Genomic DNA, 19,026 nt, shown 5'->3' with positions numbered 1-19,026 from the left:
CTACGATAAGTGTTTGCATTTCTTCCTCTCATTATCTTTCTAGCTTTATACCTTGGAAGTGGTATTTATTTTTCTTTTATCGGACTTGGCAATCCTCTTCATCAAATTTCACCGTTAGTTTGCTTATTACCAGCATTATTTTTTGCTGTTCTATTCAATAAAAACAAAATTCAGCATAGTATTGATACACTTATAAAAGGTATGGGTAATAAAACTACTCTTACCGTGTGTTTGATTTTTCTATTTGCTGGAGCATTTTCTACTATTACTGAATCGCTTGGTAGTATAAATGTTATTACTAACTTAACTATTCGCTTTCTTCCAGCACGATTATTACTTCCTGGAATGTTTTTACTTTCTACTTTTATTTCAAGTGCAATCGGCACATCAATCGGAGTTATTGCACTTATAACACCAATAGCTGTTAATTTAGCACAAAATGGAGCTTTTGATTGTGCAGTAGGTGTTGGAGCTGTGATAGGTGGAGCTATGTTTGGCAGCAACCTTTCAATGATATCTGACACTACTATTGCTGCTACTTCTTCACAAGGAGCTTCAGTAAAGGATAAAATAAAACTCACTTTCAAGACAGGATCTGTTACAGGTCTTATAATACTTATTTATCTAGTAATAATTTCAAATAGTACAGAAATTGTTTCTATCTCAAGTCTGAATTATTTATCCATAGTCAAAATTATCCCTTATATATCTTTAATAATTATGGGTTTATTTGAAATAAACACTCTGGTAACATTAGCTATTAATATGGTTATTGCTGGGATATTAGGAATAGCTTTTTTTGATTATTCTCTTATTGAATATTCTCGTGACATATATAGGGGTTTTTATAAGATGAATGAAGTAATGATATTTATTCTCTTCAGTAAAAGATAGATATATTCACCGATAAGGTGAATATGACAAAAACTCAAGCTGAATTTATGATTGCGGGAATATCATCTCTGTTTACTATTTTAGTTTCCAGCAATGTTGTTGCTATTTTATTAACTAGTAATATTGCTAAAAGGCTTGCGCAAAGATATAACATTGCACCACACCGTAGTGCGTACTTATTAGAGATATTTACTTCTATCACAAAAAGTATCTTACCTTATGGTTCTCATGTATTACTAGCAAGCAGCATTGCCTCTCTGTCACCTATCATCGTACTAACAAAAGTATATTATTGTTTTGTTTTTGCAGCAGTTGCGATAGGTGAAATAGTGATTAATGACAGACGTCATGTGGTTGTAGCTCCTCAATTACCATAAACAACTCTTCTGTAGCTTTGTGGAAATTATGCTAACCATGGATGGCTTTCTTGCATAGTACTAACAGACATATGGTTTTAGAGTATCATTATAGGGATTTGGTATTAATAATTCAGGAATACTGGGAACATATAAATTCATAAAGGGTTTTGAGTTTTTTTGCTCTACCAAATGATCTTTACGAACTTGTTATTTATTATAAATGCAATAGGAAATACTATATGAGATATGATAGTAAATATAGGTCCTAATAGGAATACAGATTACAAAAGATAGGCAATGGAATTACAAAGAGTTTGCAAATATTAGTTATTATTTGTAGAATATAGAGAAATTAGTAGAGATTTTAATAGTATGCCATCCGTTACTTTTATTTTACCTGATGGAAGTAAGAAAAGTTATGAAGCTGCAGAGGGAGAAACTCTTCTTAATTTAGCCCATAGAAGTGATCCAGATCTGCTTGAAGGTGCATGTGAAGGTTCTCTTGCTTGCTCTACATGCCATGTGATTGTTGATCCAAAATTTTATGATGTTGTAGAAACACATAATCCTATATCTGATGAGGAAAATGACATGCTGGATCTAGCTTTCGGTTTAACAGAGACATCGAGGCTTGGATGCCAAATAAAAATCACAAAAGATATTGACGGTTTGTGCGTAACCGTGCCCAGAGGTACAAGAAATATATCATTAGATAAATAAGAGGATAATGCGTAAAATTTTTATCTATATTCTCATCTCCTTACCTTTGTTTATTCCTCTAGCGTATAGTGGTTTTTGGTATTTTTCTGCATTTAAGGTAAAAAGTCTTTTAACTGATTACATTAATGACGAAAAAGTTGATATTTCACATGATTTTAAGGGATTTCCTTTTAACCTAGTTTTTCGTGTAACGAATCCAAAATTTTCTAATGAGCAATTAACTGTTTCATCTGAAGCTTTAATGATAAAAAACAGATTATTTGATAAGTCAGTATATATCTATATACCAAGCAATAAAGTAAACATTGCTGTCCGTAGTGATGAGAAAAAGAATATAAAGTGTCACACACACGTGAGTAGCCACTTTGTTGTTAAACTAAATGATTTACTATCTTCATTAAAATTCAACAGAAATAGCACTGTAATAGAATATATAGATACATTTCGTTACGAAGATTATGGATTAAAATGTGATGTTTTAGAAAATCAGCAAAGTGTTATAACTGAAGTGAATGATAAAAGTAATTACATTCAATTTCACTTTGATAAAGAACTGAATGAAAATACTAAACTAGAATTTGATTTTTATACTTACCGTTATAAACATACTGCAAGTCCTGAAAATTACCTTAGTGTCGACGCTAAATTAGATTATGAATTTGTAAACCATATTTCAGCTTCTAAGATTAATTTCAACATAGAAAAATTTTTGATTGAGAGTAATAACTTTTCTATTGCTGCGAATGGTGGAGTAAATAATTACAATTTAGTTACATCTTCATTTGAAGATAAAATCAATGTAGCCATATCAAATTATAAAGAATTAATTTCGTTTGTGACTAATGATTCAAAGACTGCAGATAAATTGGAAAAATCAATATCTTCCTTATCAGAAAAAATCACTGATAACGACATTCAATTTTCAATAAAATACGACAATAATGTAGGTTCAGGCTTTATTGGAAAATTATCCACTACTGATTTTATCACTCAATTCACCAAGAATGAGAATAGTAATTAGCTTACTTTTTACATTGATATTCCATTTAAGCATAAATGCTTTTACTTTGGATGATAAACTAAGAGACGAAAGCATGGAAGAGCGAGCAAGTAGCTTATTTGCAGTAATAAAGTGTCCAGTATGCTCTGGTGAATTATTATCCGAATCTGAGTCTCAAGTTGCATATGGTATGCGTAAGACAATTCGCAAGAAGATCAGTGATGGATATACTAACGAGCAAATAGTTTCAGAGTTAAAAAATTCTTATGGAGATTCAATTATCATTGTACCACCTGTAAAATCTAGTACCTACATTTTATGGTTTATTCCTTTTATAATTCTTCTTATTGGATGTTTTCTAATACGAAAATCAGTTCAGAAAATAGATAAAGTAGTAAAAAGATAACTATAGAGTAAAAGTGAGTTTACAACAAATGCAAGTAGCTACTATACGAACATGAGTTGGGAGTGTTAAATAAACCATACGCGTCAAGTTAAGAGATTGTGAGCAAATTTAGAGAGGTTAAAGTGGATACTCTAGCCCTTCTACGTTTGTCTTTTAATGAAAATCGCGACCAAGTTATAGTGAGTTTTTTAAGAAATGCTTTTAAACTATTAATTTTGGTTAATACTAAAAATAACTCTCTAACCCGCCTTTTTAGCTCAATAAATGCCTTTGTTAAGCTAAGTTCTGTATTCTTTTTCACTTCTGTGCAACCAACTATGCCGTGAAATATAAGAATTGCGCACAATTTAGCATATAGTTCACATAATACTCTGCATGGCTTTCCTTTTAGCTTATCAAGTCTGATATGGCTTTTATACAATTTAAATAATAACTCAATTTGCCACCTTACTCTGTAAATCGTTAATACTTGCTCAGCACTAATTTTATTTTCTGGAACATTAGTTATAAATATTGACCAGTTCAACAATTTTTGATTTCTTTTAGAGGATGTATATCCCTGCGATCTTGCTAATCTATTAGCTTTCCTTCTTCTGGCCATAGACTGTTCTTCAGTTAGTTTCTGACATATAATTCTTACTCTAATTTTTGCTTCTTTTCCTAACAATACCTCGTTTTCTAAAAATAACTTATCCTCTAAACATTCTAATAACTCCATTTTTTGATTTGTTTCTACATCATATATGTTGGTATCGGATTTATAACGACTTATGAAATAAGCTCCTATTTCATTGATTTGTTTAAAAGAACTTGGCACAAAATAACCGAGATCAGATATTAGCAAATCATTGCTTAATATATTACTTAAATGTTTCCTATATCCCTGGTCTGATCTCACTGCCATTAAGTTAAGGAAAAGTGATGAACTGTATTATAAAATCAGGTAAGATTCACAAATTAAAAGAAGTAATGACATGAGTAAAAAAAAGAATAATCATGTTTATAAAAAATAAATTGATGAGTTTAAACTTTATAAACGCACACAGAGCATCCTCAAAAGACTTCTCACGAAAAAGAAAGCTGCCCTTCGTTAATGTATTTCTCCTGATTTTTAGAAAGAGTGTAAAGTCATTACAAGTGATGCTTAATGAGTTTGTTCTGCATACAAGAAAAGATTATACAATTACGGCAAGTGCATTTACTCAAGCAAGAAAGAAGCTAAAACATACTGCGTTTTCAGAGTTAAATGATGATATAGTTTCCCTATACTACCAAGATCAGGAATTTAAAACCCACCATGGCTTCAGAGTACTTGCATTTGATGCTTCAATACTGATTCTGCCAAAGAGCGACAAAATAATAGGTGAGTTTAGCTCAAGAGCAGTATGGAATGGAATCCAGAGATTTGAAGACTATACAAGTGCAACCTTTGAAGTTTGTTACGATGTGCTAAATAATATTGCAATAAAATCTGTGCTAAGTAGAGGTGACAGCTATGAGGTTGATTTAGCAATCGGTATGCTTGAATCCATAAAATCAGACGATTTGTTAATCTGTGATAGAGGATACGTATCTTATCGATTTCTTGCTGAGCTTACAGGAAGGAAAATCAATTATATAATTCGCTGTTCAAGTTCGTCTTTCAATGAAATAAACGCTATGTTTAAGCCGGAAAGCCCATCTAGTACGGTGGTAGTGTCTACCGCACCTATTAAAGTAGCAAGACAGCTACGAAAGCTAGGATTACCTGATGAGATGAAATTCAGGTTAGTCAAAATAATACTTTCTTCTGGCGAAGTTGAAGTGTTAGTAACATCTCTGTTAGATGAGAAACGTTTTACAGTTGAAGAGTTTGAGAGATTATATTACTTGCGCTGGGGAGTAGAAACATTTTTTTCTAGGCTGAAGGGAAGATTAAATTTAGAGAATTTCACAGGAAAAAGTATTGAAACTATCAAGCAGGATTTTTGGTCAACTATCTTCATCAGTAATCTAGAAAGTATCATGATAGAAGATGATGAAGAGACATTGAGCTCACAGAATAGTAAACTAAAAAAAAGCATCAATAAATCTGTCTCATTTAATGCGATTAAAAACTTAGCCTTTGATATTTTTTCTACAGAGTCAGACATAGACTGCATTATGGATCAACTATCACAGTTATTTTTGATGAACACTTTAGTGGTGAGAAAAGGGGGAAGAGTTGATCGTCATAAGATATCTGATATTCGTTCACTCAACTACCAGAAAAGAGCTAGAAAACATGTGTTTTAAATTCAAGATATCTTTTCAGTATCATTGCATTAGTACATTCTTTGCAAAATAACCTGCAATTATTACTTTTTTAAATAACTTGCACTTTTCAGACTCCCTTTTCTTAAAAATTCACCCTAGTATTTACCATAATTATCAATCACTTCAAATTTTTTGTCCAATCTTAACTTCTCTTTCCCTTAACTTAATGGCAGTGGGTCTGATCTTACCCCCTCCGTTAAATTAAGTTGGTCTATTATCTGATTCATGTAGTCGAAAACTAATTGTAACTTTATTCCATACTTAGTATTGCTTTCATAGCCACTGTAGCTAGTACCATAACCTTTATACATCTCTTCCATACTGTTAGGTAGAGTAATATAGCTACTGTCCAATAATTTAACACTATTAAATTGCTGTAAGATTTTGCAATCAACTTGCAAGATATTTTTAAAGAGAATCACAGATTCATTATACATCCTTTTCATAAATTCCACTGCTTCTTCAGTAAATCTAAAATCCAAACCTTGTTTTGTTATATCTATCGAGTCCTCGTTTAGTAATTGACACATTGTTTCTACGCTACAATTATCAACTCCTATATTACCCAAGACCATGGCTTTTACGAATGATGAACCTTTTAGCTTTCTCTTTCTTTTTATAAACCTTGTTGTAATTGAGATTTTCTCTGCTTTTTCATTAAAAAATTCTTTGAGCTTTTTTGATAAGCTAGTTATTTTATTCATTGGTTCTCTCACTAAAAGTATATCTGGGAGAACTTATACCTTATTATTCTATCTCTTTCATACCTTTATTTCCTTAACTTGACGCGTATGGTTTATTTAACACTCCCGATAGCTTGCTTAAACCCATAAAATCTCTTCATTTGCTCACTCCATAACATTGGTATTTCTCTTAAATCAGCTAGCTTCAAATCTCTTGGCTGCCTTCCATTTACTATATCTTCTTTAATTTTTGGTGCTAAATAATTTAATCTTAAAATTTGGTGTATACGTCTTGTACCTATATTAATTTTGGCACTCAGCTCTTTCACACTTCTGTATTTTCCTTCTTCTAGTTGCCGTTTCCACAGATGGGCTCTTACCACTGCTTTGAGTAACGCATTATTTGTTTTTCCTTCTGGCTCGATTACTGTGCATTTCTTTCCTTTCTTCTTTATTGGTATAAAATTTTCCTCTGACTCAGAATGCACTCCTATTCCATCTTCTTTTATCATTACTCCCTTTATTAACTTTTTCACCACTTCTTTCTGCTTTCCAAAACTTAAATTTTTCCACTCTTCCGCTTTTTCTTCCAAATTTTCATATAGGAGTTCAGCTCTTTTTATTACTTCTTTTTCTATTTTTCCAGCTACTACAGTTCGGTTTATCGATTCACAACCTTTTCCTCTTAAATGATTGTTGCATACATAGTATCGATACCTTTTATTTTCTTTTTTTGCATACGTCAGCGTCATATTTACACCACAGCTCTTGCACTTAATTATTCCCCTAAGTAGCGCTTCCTCATATTTTGCTTTTCTATATGGTTGATTCCTTATTAATTCTTGTGCTTTTTTCCACTTTTCCTCTTCTATTATTGCTTCATGTTTTCCCTCATACTCTTTTTCATAATGCCTAATTTTTCCCATATATATTGGATTTGTTATTATTCTCCTTACCGTGGCCTTTTTAAAGATATCTGATTTCGTCCGGTATCCTTATATGTTAAAAACAAGTTCATAAATATTACAAAGTGGTAATACTAAGAACATGCAGAGAAGAGGAACCGTCGGTATTCTTGGTCATAAGGACCGCACTGAAGCAAGGTTCTCTTTTCTGTTTATATACTGAATAGTTCCGAACAACTGATTGAGCGTTGAGGCTCGTATATAAGGGTGGAAAATGCAGTACTACATATTATTCTATGGAGGAATTATGAATTCATCAAATATTACTTCTGGCATTGATGTTAGCAAAAACAAACTAGATATCCACATTCATCCACTTGGACATCATAAAGTATTTGAAAATAACATTCAAGCTATTGATCAAATACTCGACTTTTTGCGGTTACATAACGTAATCAAAGTTGGACTTGAAGCAACTGGTGGGTACGAAAAATTATGTGCTTATACTTTACTAAGCCATGGTTTCGAAGTATACGTCATTCAACCTAGATGGGTTAGAGATTATGCAAAAAGCCTTGGCATTGCCACTAAAACTGACAAGATAGACTGTAGCATCATCTCACGTTACATTAGTAATACAGATATGCGTGTTACTCCTTTAAAAGTTAGTAATAGTAATGTTGACTGTTTGAGGCAAAAATTATCTCGCAGAAATCAACTAGTAGAAATAGCAAAAATACAAAAAATCCAAGCTCATCAGGTAACTGATATATCCATAATCAAACAAATGGAAGAGCTACTTGTTGTTTTGCAAAATCAAATCCAATCTTTAGAAGATCAGATGATAGAATTGGTTGATCAAAGTCAAGAGCTTAAAAAAAAATACATATCAATAACTAGTATTCCAGGTGCAGGTCCAATCTTAGCTATCACTATGATTTGTTATCTACCAGAACTAGGAACTATCAAACATAAAGAAATATCTAGCCTTTCCGGAGTAGCACCTTTTAATCGAGATAGTGGTTTTAGTAAAGGGAAAAGGTGTATTCAGGGTGGTAGAGCACAAATTAGAAAAGTTTTACATATGTGCATCCTTACTGCTCGTGAGTGGAATTCTTACATAAAAACTTTTTTTGATAGGTTGTACGATCAATATAAAAAACCATATAAAGTTGCTTCCACTGCTGCAATGAGAAAATTGCTTATTCTTGCTAACTCTTTAGTAAGAGATGGCAGGATTTTTACTAAGGAATACAGCCCTAAATCTGCTTAATTAGCAAATTAGTGTGGTTGTGGATAAGTGCGCTTACACAGATTTAAAGCACTTATACACATCCACGCTTATTGAAAGAATTTAAGCTAAGAATTACAACTTAAATGCCTAAAATTGTTTGCAGTAAGGCCATTTGGTCAACACCGTTAATTCTCCGAATCATGTTTTTAGCATCAATTTCAATGAGTTCCTTACCAGATATGGTGAGCTTATAATAATGAGCGGCTACTGTACATTTGAGAGTTCCTTTCTCAGCAGGCTTCCAGCTACCAAAGTCAAACTCTTTAAAAATGCCTCTTAAATTGATTATTACTGCTTCAATATCATTGCTACTACTACCTTGCATTCCACCACGAAGAGTCAAAGCTACTGAATTTCCATCTATTAAACCAAAGAGTCTAAAGAGCTCAGAGTCATACTCAGCAAAAATAAAGTCTGCTTCCAGTTTTTCCATTCCCATGTCTATACTTATTGGAATATCCATACCACCAGCTATATATTCCTCTGTTTTAATGGTGAGTTTTGGCAGAGTGATCTCATCGATGCGGCCAGCATAACCACGACCATCAACTAACACATTAAAATTCTTTAAGATTTTTGGCAACATCTTTTTATGTCTTTAAAAAGTATTTTCAGTATTTTCATTTTTTCTATTGACTTTTAACACAACTGCTTCTCTGTTTAACTCCCTTGACAACTCTGCCATTGACTTCAGCTCGGTTCTGTCGCATTTGTAGGGAAGTAGAAAGAAGAATGATATAATTGTCTAAAAAAAAAGCAAAGATGTTTCGTATCAATCAAAAATTGTTGCCATATTTCAAAGGATTTAGCTTTTCAGAGGATGTTATCTGTATACATGAAATGTCGATTCTCTTTGAGCTATCGAGATTTGGAAGAAATGATGAGTATAAGGGGAGCAAAATGCTACGTTACAAAGGTGGGTTATCACCACTGATAGATGAGGCAGTAAGGAAAAGAAAGAAGCAGGTTGGTAGTAGTTGGAGAGACTTACATTGAATTAAACGGTAAATGGGTTTATTTATATACTGTAGACTTGTGTGTTAGTAGAGACAAGTCTGCAGCACTTGCATTCTTTCGTAAAGCCTTCAGGAGTAACTATCTTCCTGAGAAAATTGTAATTGATAAAAGCGGCAGTAATACTGCTGCTCTTGATGATTTGAATGCAGAAATTTCTGAAGATTACAGTTCTTCAAATAAAATATCTAAATAATATTGTTGATAGATTTATCAAAAAACTAATAAAGCCAATGCTTGGGTTTAAAAGCTTCCATTTCGCAAAGATTACCATCACAGGCATAGAAAATATTCGTATGATTCAAAAAAGACAAATTATTAAAATAATGTTTCTACTTTTGAGAATTTTGCTATGTTAATGGCTTCATAACTCCTATAATCTCAGCTTTTTTCCTATGGTTTATAGATGCGACAGAACCGTTTTTATAGGATTGGGGCTAGAGAAAACTTGCATGTAAATGTATCAAGGTATAAAATTATAAATATTAAGAATGAATAGGTTAGTTATGAATCTTGTAACAAAATCCGCTATCGATTTTACTGCTTCGGCTGTTCTTGCTAGTGGAAAAATAGTTGATGATTTCTGTTTAAGTAAACATATAAAGGATAAGTATGCTGTCCTTTTTTTCTATCCACTTGATTTTACTTTTGTCTGTCCAACTGAGTTGATATCATTTAGCAACAAAATAGAAGATTTTTCAAAACGTAATGTTGAAGTGATAGGAATAAGTATAGATTCAAAATTTTCACACTATAAATGGCGAAACACTCCAGTTAATGATGGTGGTATTGGAGAGGTTAGCTACAATTTAGTGTCTGATATCAAAAAGTCTATATCAAGAGACTATGGGGTCTTATATGATGACTCAATTGCACTAAGAGCAACTTTTGTTATTGATGATAAGTTTGTTGTACGTCATCAATCGATAAATGATTTTCCTTTAGGGCGTAATATCGATGAGTTTATTAGAATTATTGATGCAATAAAACATAATGAAGAGCATGGTGAAGTATGTCCAGCAGGGTGGAAAAAAGGTAAGCCAGCAATGCAGGCAAGCGATGAAGGAGTGGCTGATTATCTAAACTCACACAGTGCAGAATTATAAATTGAGTACAAAAGTTCTTATTATTGGATCTGGAGCAGCGGGTTATGCTGCTGCTATATATGCAGCACGTGCAAATTTAGAGCCAATTGTAGTAACAGGAATGCAACCTGGTGGTCAGCTTACAATTACTACGGATGTTGAAAACTATCCAGGTTTTATTTCTATACAAGGTCCAGAACTCATGGAACAAAAGAGGTTGCATGCAGAGAAGGTGGGGGCAAGGATAATAGATGACGAAATAAAAAGCGTTGAACAACTTGAGGATTCTAATGAGTATAGATTTAGATCTTGTGGTAATGCTAGTGACTACTATTCGAATGCAATTATAATCGCAGCTGGTGCGCAAGCGAAGTGGCTTGGCCTGGAGAGTGAAAAGAAATTTCAAGGTTACGGAGTTTCGGCATGCGCAACTTGTGATGGTGCATTTTTTAAGAATAAAGTTGTAGCTGTGATTGGTGGTGGAAATACTGCCGTTGAAGAGGCAATATTTTTAACTCGATTTGCTAAGGAAGTTATACTGATACACAGGCGTGATAAGTTAAGAGCAGAGAAAGTAATGCAAGACAGGCTCTTTAAAAATGATAAGATAAAGGTAATATGGAATCATACCGTAGAGCAGATTCTTGGAGAAGAAAATCCTAAAAAAGTTACTGGCATTACAATTAAATCGACAGACATCAATAAAACCCAGGAATTGAAAGTAGATGGAGTGTTCATTGCAATTGGGCATGCACCAAATACAGGTATTTTTAAGGGCTTTGTTGAAATGGATCAGCAAGGTTATATAATTACGAAACCTGGAACAACTCTAACCAGTAGGGCAGGGGTGTTTGCTGCTGGTGATGTTCAAGATAAGGTATATCGCCAGGCAGTAGTTGCAGCAGGTACAGGGTGCATGGCTGCACTTGATGCAGAAAAATTTTTGGAATCATAATTAGTTCTAAAATTTTTAACTAAATTACTTGCAATTTTCTTTGTTTTTTTTATAATTATGTCAATAAATTATAGGTTAGGGAGAATTTAGTATGCTTTCGAGAAGTAATGTAGGTTTTAGAAGAAGTGTTGTTAATGATACAGGATTACGAGCTCAAAATCAAACAACTTCAGGACAATCAGCAACAAAATTATTTGAAGCTATTGATGAAAAAAAGCTAGGAGATTTTGAGCGAGCTCTGGCAGAAGGTGCGGATGTTAATGCGTTTAATGAAGAAGGCATGACACCTTTGATATCTATAATTGATGATTTATCTGCAGGCTCTGAAACAGAAGAAGAAAAAGAATATCAGAGTATGATTAGGTTACTTCTACTTCACCGAAGCATAGATGTTAATATTCAAGAAAAAGGTGATGGCAATACAGCTTTGCATCTAGCAATGTCCTTTCAACAAAGGAAAGTGTTACAACTCTTACTAAGTCATCCGAGAATAAGTATGTATCTACAAAATAAAAGATTTCAAAATCCTGGGGAATTTGCTAAAAAACATCGTGCTGAGCATTTGATCATAGAAATACAAAAAGCACAAACAGGAAAACAATTATTGAATGCTCTTTCTCATGGAAATTTCCATGAAGCAAAAAGACTATTAAATGAAGAATTCAACCCTAATTGCTGGAAAAGAAATTTCAATTGAGAAATAGAAACGCTGCTTAGCCTGATTATCAAATCATGTTTACAAGGAATAACACAAGATAACGAGGAAGTATTGACTAAACTTTTAGAACATAAAGACCTAGATTTTAATCAAATAAAACCGATACCAGCTATAGAGCAAAATCCATGGGTGAAGCAAATAATTGAGCAAGTTATGAAAGAGCGATTAACTGATGCTATTAATAGAAAAGATTTGGATGATATAAAAAAATTAGTAGAAGATAATTGCTTTATGAATGATCAAATTGTTATTGAGGTGCTTAAAAGTTTTAATCCTGTCAGAGAATATCTAAATGAAAAATTCCCTACAAGTGCAGAGCAACCTGTAGCAAATGCACATAATGTTGCTCCGGAAATAAACGACGATTTGATTGCTCAAGAATTGCAGCAGCTCGAAAACCTTAGAAATGAGCTTGAAAGAACAAAGGCTCAACTTACAGAAAAAGAGCAAGAGCTGAATAGGACCGTAGATGAAAGAACAAGAGACACTGACAAAATTTCACAGTTAGAAAGGGATTTTAGGCAAGAGAGATTAGAACTTCAAGCTCAAAATCAAGACTCAAAGAACAAAAACAGAAAACTTTCAGAAGCAAACATTTATAATAGAAGGCAAAGTAACTATGCCTCTGCTTCTTTTGTGTTATCTGGAGCGTTTGCTGTTGGTACATGTTTAACAATATCGAATTTAGAAATATGAATTTCACTTGCTGTAGCTGCATCTGTTTTCATTGCAATTGGGTGCTACTGTTCATATAAAGCAAGTACAGTACTGAGTGATGTGACAAGCACTGAATTTGGTAATGTTATCAGTTTAAGATAGAGTTAAGTTCTTCTCTAAACTCTACTGAAAGTTTTATACATCCTGAAAATACCTTGATAATTCGAGTGAATGTGAACCTGAGTGGTTTCAAGACTTAAATAGTTGTTGTAAACTTGCTTTTATTATCTTTTAGTTCAAGAAATTAAAAGTTTAACGATGAGAATTATAATTACAGACCAAAGTAAAAAGTAGGCTTTTCCATTTGATTTATTTTTCACCTGTAATTTTTTGTCAGCTATTAGGTTTAATTTTTCTATAAGGCTAAATATTCCTTGGATTGTTTTGATGGGATAAGAGCTTTTAATTTTTTCCCTATACCCTATTTTACTTTCATGTTGACTGTTTATCCATGTTTCAACTACTTTCCACATATTGATTTCTGGATAGACTTTCCTACATGTTCCTTCTAATAAAATCATAGTTTTCTGCAGCAATAACAATTGTGTTTGAACTTTCATATCAAAATCACCAGTTATTTTTAGTAGCTGAGTAAGTAATCGAGCAAATGAAATCTTCTGTATAGGCTGTCCAACAATGGGCTCACCTATTGCTCTGCAAGCTGTAACAAAATTTCTATGCTGTGATGGAACATAACCGGCTCTAAAGTGCATTTTTGCAACGTGATCATAATCCCTATTTAAAAAGCCTTTGAGTATCTCTATAACGTAATAGCATGTCTCACGATCTATTCTACCCATGATTCCACAATCCAGGGCAATAATATTGTTATTACTATCGATCATTAAATTTCCAGGATGCATATCAGCATGAAAAAAACAATCCCTATATACCTGATTACAAAAAGATTCTATAAGCTTGATAGCTATTTGCTTTCGGTTATTCAGCTTTTCAACTTCGTATATTGGTATAGCTTCCATCCATTCTAATGTTAAAACCTTTTTTGAAGTTCTACTCCAATCTATTTCAGGTACGTAGAAACCTCTGTCATGTTTAGTATTTTCCTTCAGTTCCGAAGAGTGGGCAGCCTCAAAACGTAGATCTAACTCTAATCGGCAAATTTCAGCAAAAGTTTTGACTAATTCAACTGGCTTCAGCCTTTTTGATTGTTCACTAAATTTTTCTGCAATTTCTGCAAGCCAAGAAAGCATTTTTATATCCCTTGAGAATGTTTTCTCAATATTTGGCCTTAAAACCTTTACAGCAACTTCCTTACCCGCAGTTGTAACTGCTCTATGCACTTGAGAAATTGATGCTGCTGCAATTGGCTTTTCAGAAAAGCTTGAAAAAATATCGCTTAATTTACAATTAAACTCACTTTCTATAGTTTTAACTGCTATTTTATACGAAAATGATGGCAATCTATCACATATCAATAGCAAGTTATTTGTTATGTCCTCATTTAAAATATCAGTGCGTGATGAAATGGATTGCCCAAACTTAATGAACACCGGACCTAATCTTTCAAGAGCACGCTTTAGTTTATGACCTTGTATTTTATTTATTGATTTTTTTGATGGTGGAAGTAAATAAGGTAACACATTGTAGCGTGTTAGCACTGTAGTTATTTGCAGAAGACGTAGAATATTTTGAATCATTTCGCTGCGTAACTGCCAAATATTTCATTTATCTCCATAATTTCATCAGGTTTACCTTGATAATAGATAGTATTATTTATGCAAATTATGTAATCTGAGGATGGTAGAGCAGAGTTAAGGTCATGAGAAGTCATGAGAATCGACACTGATCGTTCTTTTGCGATTTTATTTATAATATCATAAAATTTAGCTCGTGCGTTAATATCCATTGCACTGACTGGTTCATCTAAAATGATCAAATCAGATTCTGAAATTAAACAGCGTGCAAGCAGCAGTAATTGTGTTTGTCCTGCAGAGATTTCTAATACTTGATTTTTTAGGATGTTACCGATACCAACCGATTCTATTGCTTCTGTAACAATGGGTTGATTTTTCTTCAATTTCTTCGAGTAGCTATTGAAAAGGAAAGACTCAACTGTTATTGGCATCAAATTACCAATACTAAAATTTTGTGGCATATAGCTAATTTTTACATTATCGGCAAATAAAATACTGCCAATATAGCCTTTATTTATACCAGCAACTGCTTTCACTAAAGAGGTTTTACCTCCGCCATTTGGACCAAGTATTGTAACTATATCTCCTCTTTGTACTGATATGTTGATATTATCAAGAACTTTTTTATTACCGTATGAAAGAGTAAGGTTTTCTATTTTTAGAATGCAGTTATTGACATTACTTAACTTTTTGGCGAAAATTGACTTCTTCTCAATATTTATATGAGACATTTACTGATTTTTTTTCTATTACTTTCACTTACACTATACTACAATAGTGCCTTTTCATCCAATTTAAAAATTGTAGCTACAATCAAACCTATACACTCACTTGTAGCTTCTGTTACAGATGGAATTTCAAAGCCAGAACTACTAATGTACGAAGTAGTGTCTGAACATAACTACATGCTCAGGCCTTCAGACGCAAGTAAATTAGAATCTAGTAATATTATATTTTATATCGATGATTCTTTGGAAACATTCATTAAAACTTTCGCTAAAGAAAATAAGAAGTTAATACCGCTATCAAGTGCAATCGATCTACTTCCTGCTCGACCACATTCATTTTCTAGTCACATTCAAGATGAAAAAGATTTGCATATTTGGCTGAGTCCTGAAAATGCAAAAAGTATGATACTTTCTATCAGTGCAACATTATCTAATATAGATAAAGAAAATGCCTATCGATACAATACTAACGCAGAGGAGGCTATAAGAAAGATAGACCAAGAAGTAGAAAAAATTACGAAAGAATTGGATGAGTTAAAAAATCAAAAATACATAGTTACTCACGATGCTTATCAATATTTCGAAAAATATTTTGATTTAAGTTACCCAAGCGCCATTCTTTCTATAGAAGAGGATTCTTACATAGGTATGAAGAGTTTAATGAAATTAAAAAAGGTAATGAAAGAGGAAAACGTTAAATGTATTGTTTCTCATTCACGAGAGGATAGCATAAAGCCTAATGTCTTTTCTAGTGACGTAAAAATGGTGATTCTTGATCCTATTGGATCAGATGTAGAGCCTGGAAAGGATGCATATCTAGATATAATCAGCAGCATTGCACAAAATTTCAAGTCTTGTTTCACTGAGTAATGAGTTCTTTTATCTATTCAGATAGCATTGCAAACTTAGTGCTTTCTATTCCAATCACAACTATACCGACATTATCTACCAGAAGTATATCATCCCAGTATCAAATACTGGGATGACACCTTCTACTACGCAAATTACCACAATGTCCGCATGGCTATACACGTGATGCTGGAATTCTTAGCACACCTTTTGATTTATGAAAAATCAGTGTCTGCATTTACTTCTATTTTTTTATCTATTTTATTTTGCCATTTTACTGCTTACTCTGTATTCAAATTACATGAACCTTTTTATATTAGGCAAGCTCAGGTTATTTTTACGTTTATATATTGATCCGATCTAGTCCAATAAACCCTCTAAGGAAAACCCTTAGATTTTTGACCTACTAACGTGTGACACTTTAGGTTTTAGAGCGTTTTCTGTGTTTTATACTTTATGTTTATTAATTGTGTAATGATCAACACTATGAGTTTCACCTTCCCTTCCATTATATCTCTGAGCTCTATTATTAGAGTATAACTTGATTATAAACTATATATAACAATAAACTTACTTTAATTTTTCTTCTTTAAATAATACGTGTCTTCTGACCACTGGGTCATACTTCCTAAACTCGAGCTTTTTGGGAAGGTTCTTAGGATTACGTTTTTTTACACAAAAATAGCCTGTTAGTTTCTCTTCTCCAGTTTTTGTTGTTTTAGTTGCAGTGCTAACTAGCTTGACAAGCAAAGAAGCATTTTTTTTCGCCATAATTGTTAATGATATAATAAACTCTATGCAAGTTTAGAACGCAAAACACTGAAAGTCAACCCAATAATGCAGGTCGCAAAATTCTTGACAATCAATAATATATTAAGTAGTATAAAAAGATTTCAGAATGAAAAGCAGACGGTAAATAAGTGGCGAGTGATGGCAAAAGGTTATTATTGATAGAAAGTACTACCTGTTCTAACGAGGTAAGGGTTGCCCTACTAGTTAATGGTAGGGTTGTAGAGTTTGAACAAGAATTCAAGGAAAAAAGACAATTAAGAGGTAATATATACGTTGCTTATGTAAAGCGTATAGAGCCTGCTTTGCAGGCCGTGTTCATTGAGTATGGAAAAAATAAGCAAGGTTTTTTGTCTTTTTCTGAGATATCTCTCAATTACTTTAATATTCCAGAAAAAGAGAAGGAAATTTTCCCTGACGAAGGCTATTCGAGCGGTGTGGACTGTTCAAATGATAATTGCACAGAAGAAGGCCTAGATTCTACAGCTAGTAATGAATCCAGCAGTGGTTTTGTGAGGGAGGTACCTTTACATAGAAAATATAAGTTACAAGATGTGATTTCAGTAAATCAAAAGTTATTGGTTCAATTAACTAAAGAAGAACGAGGAAATAAAGGAGCTTCATTTACAACATACGTAACTTTGGTCGGTAGATACTGTGTTTTCATGCCCAATTCCATAAGTAGGGGTGGAGTATCTCGCAGAATTGAAGATACCAACGTTAGAAAACAGTTAAAGGATATATTAAATTCAATAAATTTACCAAAAGGCTCAGGTTTAATAGTAAGAACTGTTGGTGCAGGAAAAAGTAAGAAAGAAATTGAGCAAGATTACGATAATTTGACCTTATTATGGCAAAATATCCAGCAAAACTTCTCTTCTTTAAATGTTCCATCATTAATTTACAACGAAGCAGATGTAGTTATGAGATCTGTACGTGACTTTTGTAGTAATGATACAGAAATTATAGTATCTGATAGAGAAGTTTGTGAAGCGGTAAGAAAATACACTAAAAATGTGTTACAAGGAAAATTACGTCCTAGGTTATATAGAGGCTCTGTTCCAATCTTTACTTACTATCGAGTCGAAGATCAAATTTCTGAATTATATAGCAATAGAGTAGAATTACCATCTGGTGGGTCTTTGGTGATAACCTTAACTGAGGCATTTGTTTCAATAGACGTAAATTCAGGGAAAATGACAAGAGAAGATAACATAGAAGAAACAGCTTATAGAACTAATATGGAGGCATTATCTGAAATATCAAGGCAAGCGAATCTCAGGGGCTTATCAGGGTTAATAGTTGTTGATTTTATTGACATGTTGAAACTTGAGTATTGCAAAAATGTTGAATTTGCTATCAAGCAGGCGTTTAAAGATGATAGAGCTAAAGTTCAATTTAGCTTTATCAATGACTTTGGTTTAATGGTCTTTTCAAGACAAAGAATTAAACCAAATATACAGGAAATTAATACTACAGAGTGCTTACGCTGTAAAGGTATTGGAAGAGTAAAATCAAACGAAGTGGTTGTTGCATCGATACTAAGGGATTTGCAACATATTGCTAATAAAAATCAAAATAAGTCCTTTGATTTAATAGCACGCAGTGCAGTTATAGCGCACATTTTTAATAATAAGCGTGATATGGTTTCTACAATCGAAAAAGAGTTCAATATTACATTAAATGTTAGTATTGATAATAGTTTAGATGCAGATACATTTATTTTAAAGCAAGGAGACCATATTAATTTTAATGATTATAAGCCATTGCAGAATTCTGGATGTCAAATTGTGAATAGCAGGGATAAAGAAGCTGGTAGTTCAGATAAACTACCGGGCAACTTTTGGTTAACTAAATGGCTTTCGCGCCTTTTGGGCTCTAACAACTAAACGGGACTTGTAATTAACGAGTTTTATACTTATATATTTTACATCAGATAATATTTAAAAGGGAGTATTCA

The 19,026-nt window shown here is 32.9% G+C and carries 15 protein-coding genes and 5 pseudogenes; 13 read left to right on the top strand and 7 right to left on the bottom strand.

Annotated elements, in window-relative coordinates:
* Positions 1–9 precede the first annotated feature (9 nt).
* From ABWU45_RS05755 to ABWU45_RS05740, 4 genes and pseudogenes are all read left to right on the top strand, one after another.
* Positions 10–1,271, top strand: a pseudogene (locus tag ABWU45_RS05755) (Na+/H+ antiporter NhaC family protein).
* Positions 1,272–1,625: 354 nt separating this feature from the next.
* On the top strand, positions 1,626–1,973 hold the full coding sequence (locus ABWU45_RS05750; RefSeq protein ID WP_006013713.1) for a ferredoxin family 2Fe-2S iron-sulfur cluster binding protein: 348 nt from the start codon (positions 1,626–1,628) through the stop codon (positions 1,971–1,973).
* 7 nt (positions 1,974–1,980) lie between these two features.
* Complete coding sequence (locus tag ABWU45_RS05745; RefSeq protein ID WP_353278183.1) at positions 1,981–2,994, top strand: hypothetical protein; 1,014 nt, start codon at positions 1,981–1,983, stop codon at positions 2,992–2,994.
* The gene (locus ABWU45_RS05740; protein WP_010401557.1) at positions 2,978–3,379 is read left to right on the top strand and encodes a cytochrome c-type biogenesis protein CcmH; all 402 of its coding nucleotides are present in this window, start codon (positions 2,978–2,980) and stop codon (positions 3,377–3,379) included. Before ABWU45_RS05745 ends, ABWU45_RS05740 begins: the two co-directional genes overlap by 17 nt.
* Before the next feature lie 88 nt (positions 3,380–3,467).
* Here ABWU45_RS05740 and ABWU45_RS05735 read toward each other — a convergent pair.
* Positions 3,468–4,292 (bottom strand): annotated as a pseudogene (locus tag ABWU45_RS05735) (IS4 family transposase); the annotation flags it as partial.
* A gap of 83 nt (positions 4,293–4,375) precedes the next feature.
* Here ABWU45_RS05735 and ABWU45_RS05730 point away from each other — a divergent pair.
* Positions 4,376–5,653, top strand: coding sequence for an IS4 family transposase (locus tag ABWU45_RS05730; RefSeq protein ID WP_353278181.1), 1,278 nt, complete (start codon positions 4,376–4,378; stop codon positions 5,651–5,653).
* A 197-nt stretch (positions 5,654–5,850) separates the two neighbouring features.
* Here the strand turns inward: ABWU45_RS05730 and ABWU45_RS05725 are convergent.
* Together ABWU45_RS05725 and ABWU45_RS05720 are read right to left on the bottom strand one after the other, a co-directional pair.
* Positions 5,851–6,390: pseudogene (locus ABWU45_RS05725) on the bottom strand (IS4 family transposase); the annotation flags it as partial.
* 80 nt (positions 6,391–6,470) lie between these two features.
* Positions 6,471–7,352: pseudogene (locus tag ABWU45_RS05720) on the bottom strand (recombinase zinc beta ribbon domain-containing protein); the annotation flags it as partial.
* 184 nt (positions 7,353–7,536) lie between these two features.
* Between ABWU45_RS05720 and ABWU45_RS05715 the strand changes: the two are divergent.
* A complete protein-coding gene (locus tag ABWU45_RS05715) occupies positions 7,537–8,535 on the top strand; it encodes an IS110 family transposase (RefSeq protein WP_353278179.1) in 999 nt (332 codons plus the stop codon).
* Positions 8,536–8,635: 100 nt separating this feature from the next.
* On the opposite strand, the gene ABWU45_RS05710 is transcribed toward ABWU45_RS05715, so the two are convergent.
* Positions 8,636–9,142 (bottom strand): phage major tail tube protein, encoded by a 507-nt coding sequence (locus ABWU45_RS05710; protein ID WP_353278177.1) that lies wholly within the window; start codon positions 9,140–9,142, stop codon positions 8,636–8,638.
* Between the two features lie 176 nt (positions 9,143–9,318).
* On the opposite strand from ABWU45_RS05710, the pseudogene ABWU45_RS05705 reads away from it, so the two are divergent.
* The 5 genes and pseudogenes from ABWU45_RS05705 to ABWU45_RS05685 all read left to right on the top strand — a co-directional run bounded on the left by ABWU45_RS05705 (position 9,319) and on the right by ABWU45_RS05685 (position 13,024).
* Positions 9,319–9,940, top strand: a pseudogene (locus ABWU45_RS05705) (IS6 family transposase).
* A 136-nt stretch (positions 9,941–10,076) separates the two neighbouring features.
* Positions 10,077–10,676: a peroxiredoxin gene (locus ABWU45_RS05700; RefSeq protein ID WP_010401485.1), complete on the top strand. Its 600-nt coding sequence runs from the start codon at positions 10,077–10,079 to the stop codon at positions 10,674–10,676.
* Positions 10,663–11,610, top strand: coding sequence for a thioredoxin-disulfide reductase (gene trxB, locus ABWU45_RS05695; RefSeq protein WP_353278176.1), 948 nt, complete (start codon positions 10,663–10,665; stop codon positions 11,608–11,610). Before ABWU45_RS05700 ends, trxB begins: the two co-directional genes overlap by 14 nt.
* A 91-nt stretch (positions 11,611–11,701) precedes the next feature.
* Positions 11,702–12,307: an ankyrin repeat domain-containing protein gene (locus ABWU45_RS05690; protein WP_353278174.1), complete on the top strand. Its 606-nt coding sequence runs from the start codon at positions 11,702–11,704 to the stop codon at positions 12,305–12,307.
* A gap of 72 nt (positions 12,308–12,379) precedes the next feature.
* A complete protein-coding gene (locus tag ABWU45_RS05685) occupies positions 12,380–13,024 on the top strand; it encodes a hypothetical protein (protein WP_353278173.1) in 645 nt (214 codons plus the stop codon).
* A gap of 257 nt (positions 13,025–13,281) precedes the next feature.
* On the opposite strand, the gene ubiB is transcribed toward ABWU45_RS05685, so the two are convergent.
* Both ubiB and ABWU45_RS05675 read right to left on the bottom strand, forming a co-directional pair.
* Positions 13,282–14,703, bottom strand: a complete 1,422-nt coding sequence (ubiB, locus tag ABWU45_RS05680; protein WP_353278171.1) for a 2-polyprenylphenol 6-hydroxylase — start codon at positions 14,701–14,703, stop codon at positions 13,282–13,284.
* Positions 14,700–15,431, bottom strand: a complete 732-nt coding sequence (locus tag ABWU45_RS05675) for a metal ABC transporter ATP-binding protein (RefSeq protein WP_353278169.1) — start codon at positions 15,429–15,431, stop codon at positions 14,700–14,702. Before ABWU45_RS05675 ends, ubiB begins: the two co-directional genes overlap by 4 nt.
* Between ABWU45_RS05675 and ABWU45_RS05670 the strand changes: the two genes are divergently transcribed.
* Complete coding sequence (locus ABWU45_RS05670) at positions 15,423–16,298, top strand: zinc ABC transporter substrate-binding protein (protein ID WP_264682649.1); 876 nt, start codon at positions 15,423–15,425, stop codon at positions 16,296–16,298. The genes ABWU45_RS05675 and ABWU45_RS05670 overlap by 9 nt on opposite strands.
* A gap of 549 nt (positions 16,299–16,847) precedes the next feature.
* Here the strand turns inward: ABWU45_RS05670 and rpmG are convergent.
* Positions 16,848–17,048, bottom strand: a complete 201-nt coding sequence (rpmG, locus tag ABWU45_RS05665) for a 50S ribosomal protein L33 (protein WP_012481745.1) — start codon at positions 17,046–17,048, stop codon at positions 16,848–16,850.
* A gap of 149 nt (positions 17,049–17,197) precedes the next feature.
* On the opposite strand from rpmG, the gene ABWU45_RS05660 reads away from it, so the two are divergent.
* Entirely contained in the window at positions 17,198–18,955 is a 1,758-nt protein-coding gene (locus ABWU45_RS05660) for an Rne/Rng family ribonuclease (protein ID WP_353278167.1), read from the top strand.
* The last annotated feature ends 71 nt before the right edge of the window (positions 18,956–19,026 follow it).

This window comes from Wolbachia endosymbiont (group B) of Longitarsus flavicornis (assembly GCF_964028135.1).
Classification (GTDB): Bacteria; Pseudomonadota; Alphaproteobacteria; order Rickettsiales; family Anaplasmataceae; genus Wolbachia.
Note: the sequence above shows the minus strand (reverse complement) of the source record. Positions and strands in the feature narration are given on the sequence as shown.

Excerpts from the sequence above, each read along its gene's own strand:
- ABWU45_RS05750 (WP_006013713.1), top strand. The coding sequence starts at position 1,626 with ATGCCATCCGTTACTTTTATTTTACCTGATGGAAGTAAGAAAAGTTAT.
- ABWU45_RS05745 (WP_353278183.1), top strand. The coding sequence starts at position 1,981 with ATGCGTAAAATTTTTATCTATATTCTCATCTCCTTACCTTTGTTTATT.
- ABWU45_RS05740 (WP_010401557.1), top strand. The coding sequence starts at position 2,978 with ATGAGAATAGTAATTAGCTTACTTTTTACATTGATATTCCATTTAAGC.
- ABWU45_RS05730 (WP_353278181.1), top strand. The coding sequence starts at position 4,376 with ATGTTTATAAAAAATAAATTGATGAGTTTAAACTTTATAAACGCACAC.
- ABWU45_RS05715 (WP_353278179.1), top strand. The coding sequence starts at position 7,537 with ATGCAGTACTACATATTATTCTATGGAGGAATTATGAATTCATCAAAT.
- ABWU45_RS05710 (WP_353278177.1), bottom strand. The coding sequence starts at position 9,142 with ATGTTGCCAAAAATCTTAAAGAATTTTAATGTGTTAGTTGATGGTCGT.
- ABWU45_RS05700 (WP_010401485.1), top strand. The coding sequence starts at position 10,077 with ATGAATCTTGTAACAAAATCCGCTATCGATTTTACTGCTTCGGCTGTT.
- ABWU45_RS05690 (WP_353278174.1), top strand. The coding sequence starts at position 11,702 with ATGCTTTCGAGAAGTAATGTAGGTTTTAGAAGAAGTGTTGTTAATGAT.
- ubiB (WP_353278171.1), bottom strand. The coding sequence starts at position 14,703 with ATGATTCAAAATATTCTACGTCTTCTGCAAATAACTACAGTGCTAACA.
- ABWU45_RS05670 (WP_264682649.1), top strand. The coding sequence starts at position 15,423 with ATGAGACATTTACTGATTTTTTTTCTATTACTTTCACTTACACTATAC.
- ABWU45_RS05675 (WP_353278169.1), bottom strand. The coding sequence starts at position 15,431 with ATGTCTCATATAAATATTGAGAAGAAGTCAATTTTCGCCAAAAAGTTA.
- rpmG (WP_012481745.1), bottom strand. The coding sequence starts at position 17,048 with ATGGCGAAAAAAAATGCTTCTTTGCTTGTCAAGCTAGTTAGCACTGCA.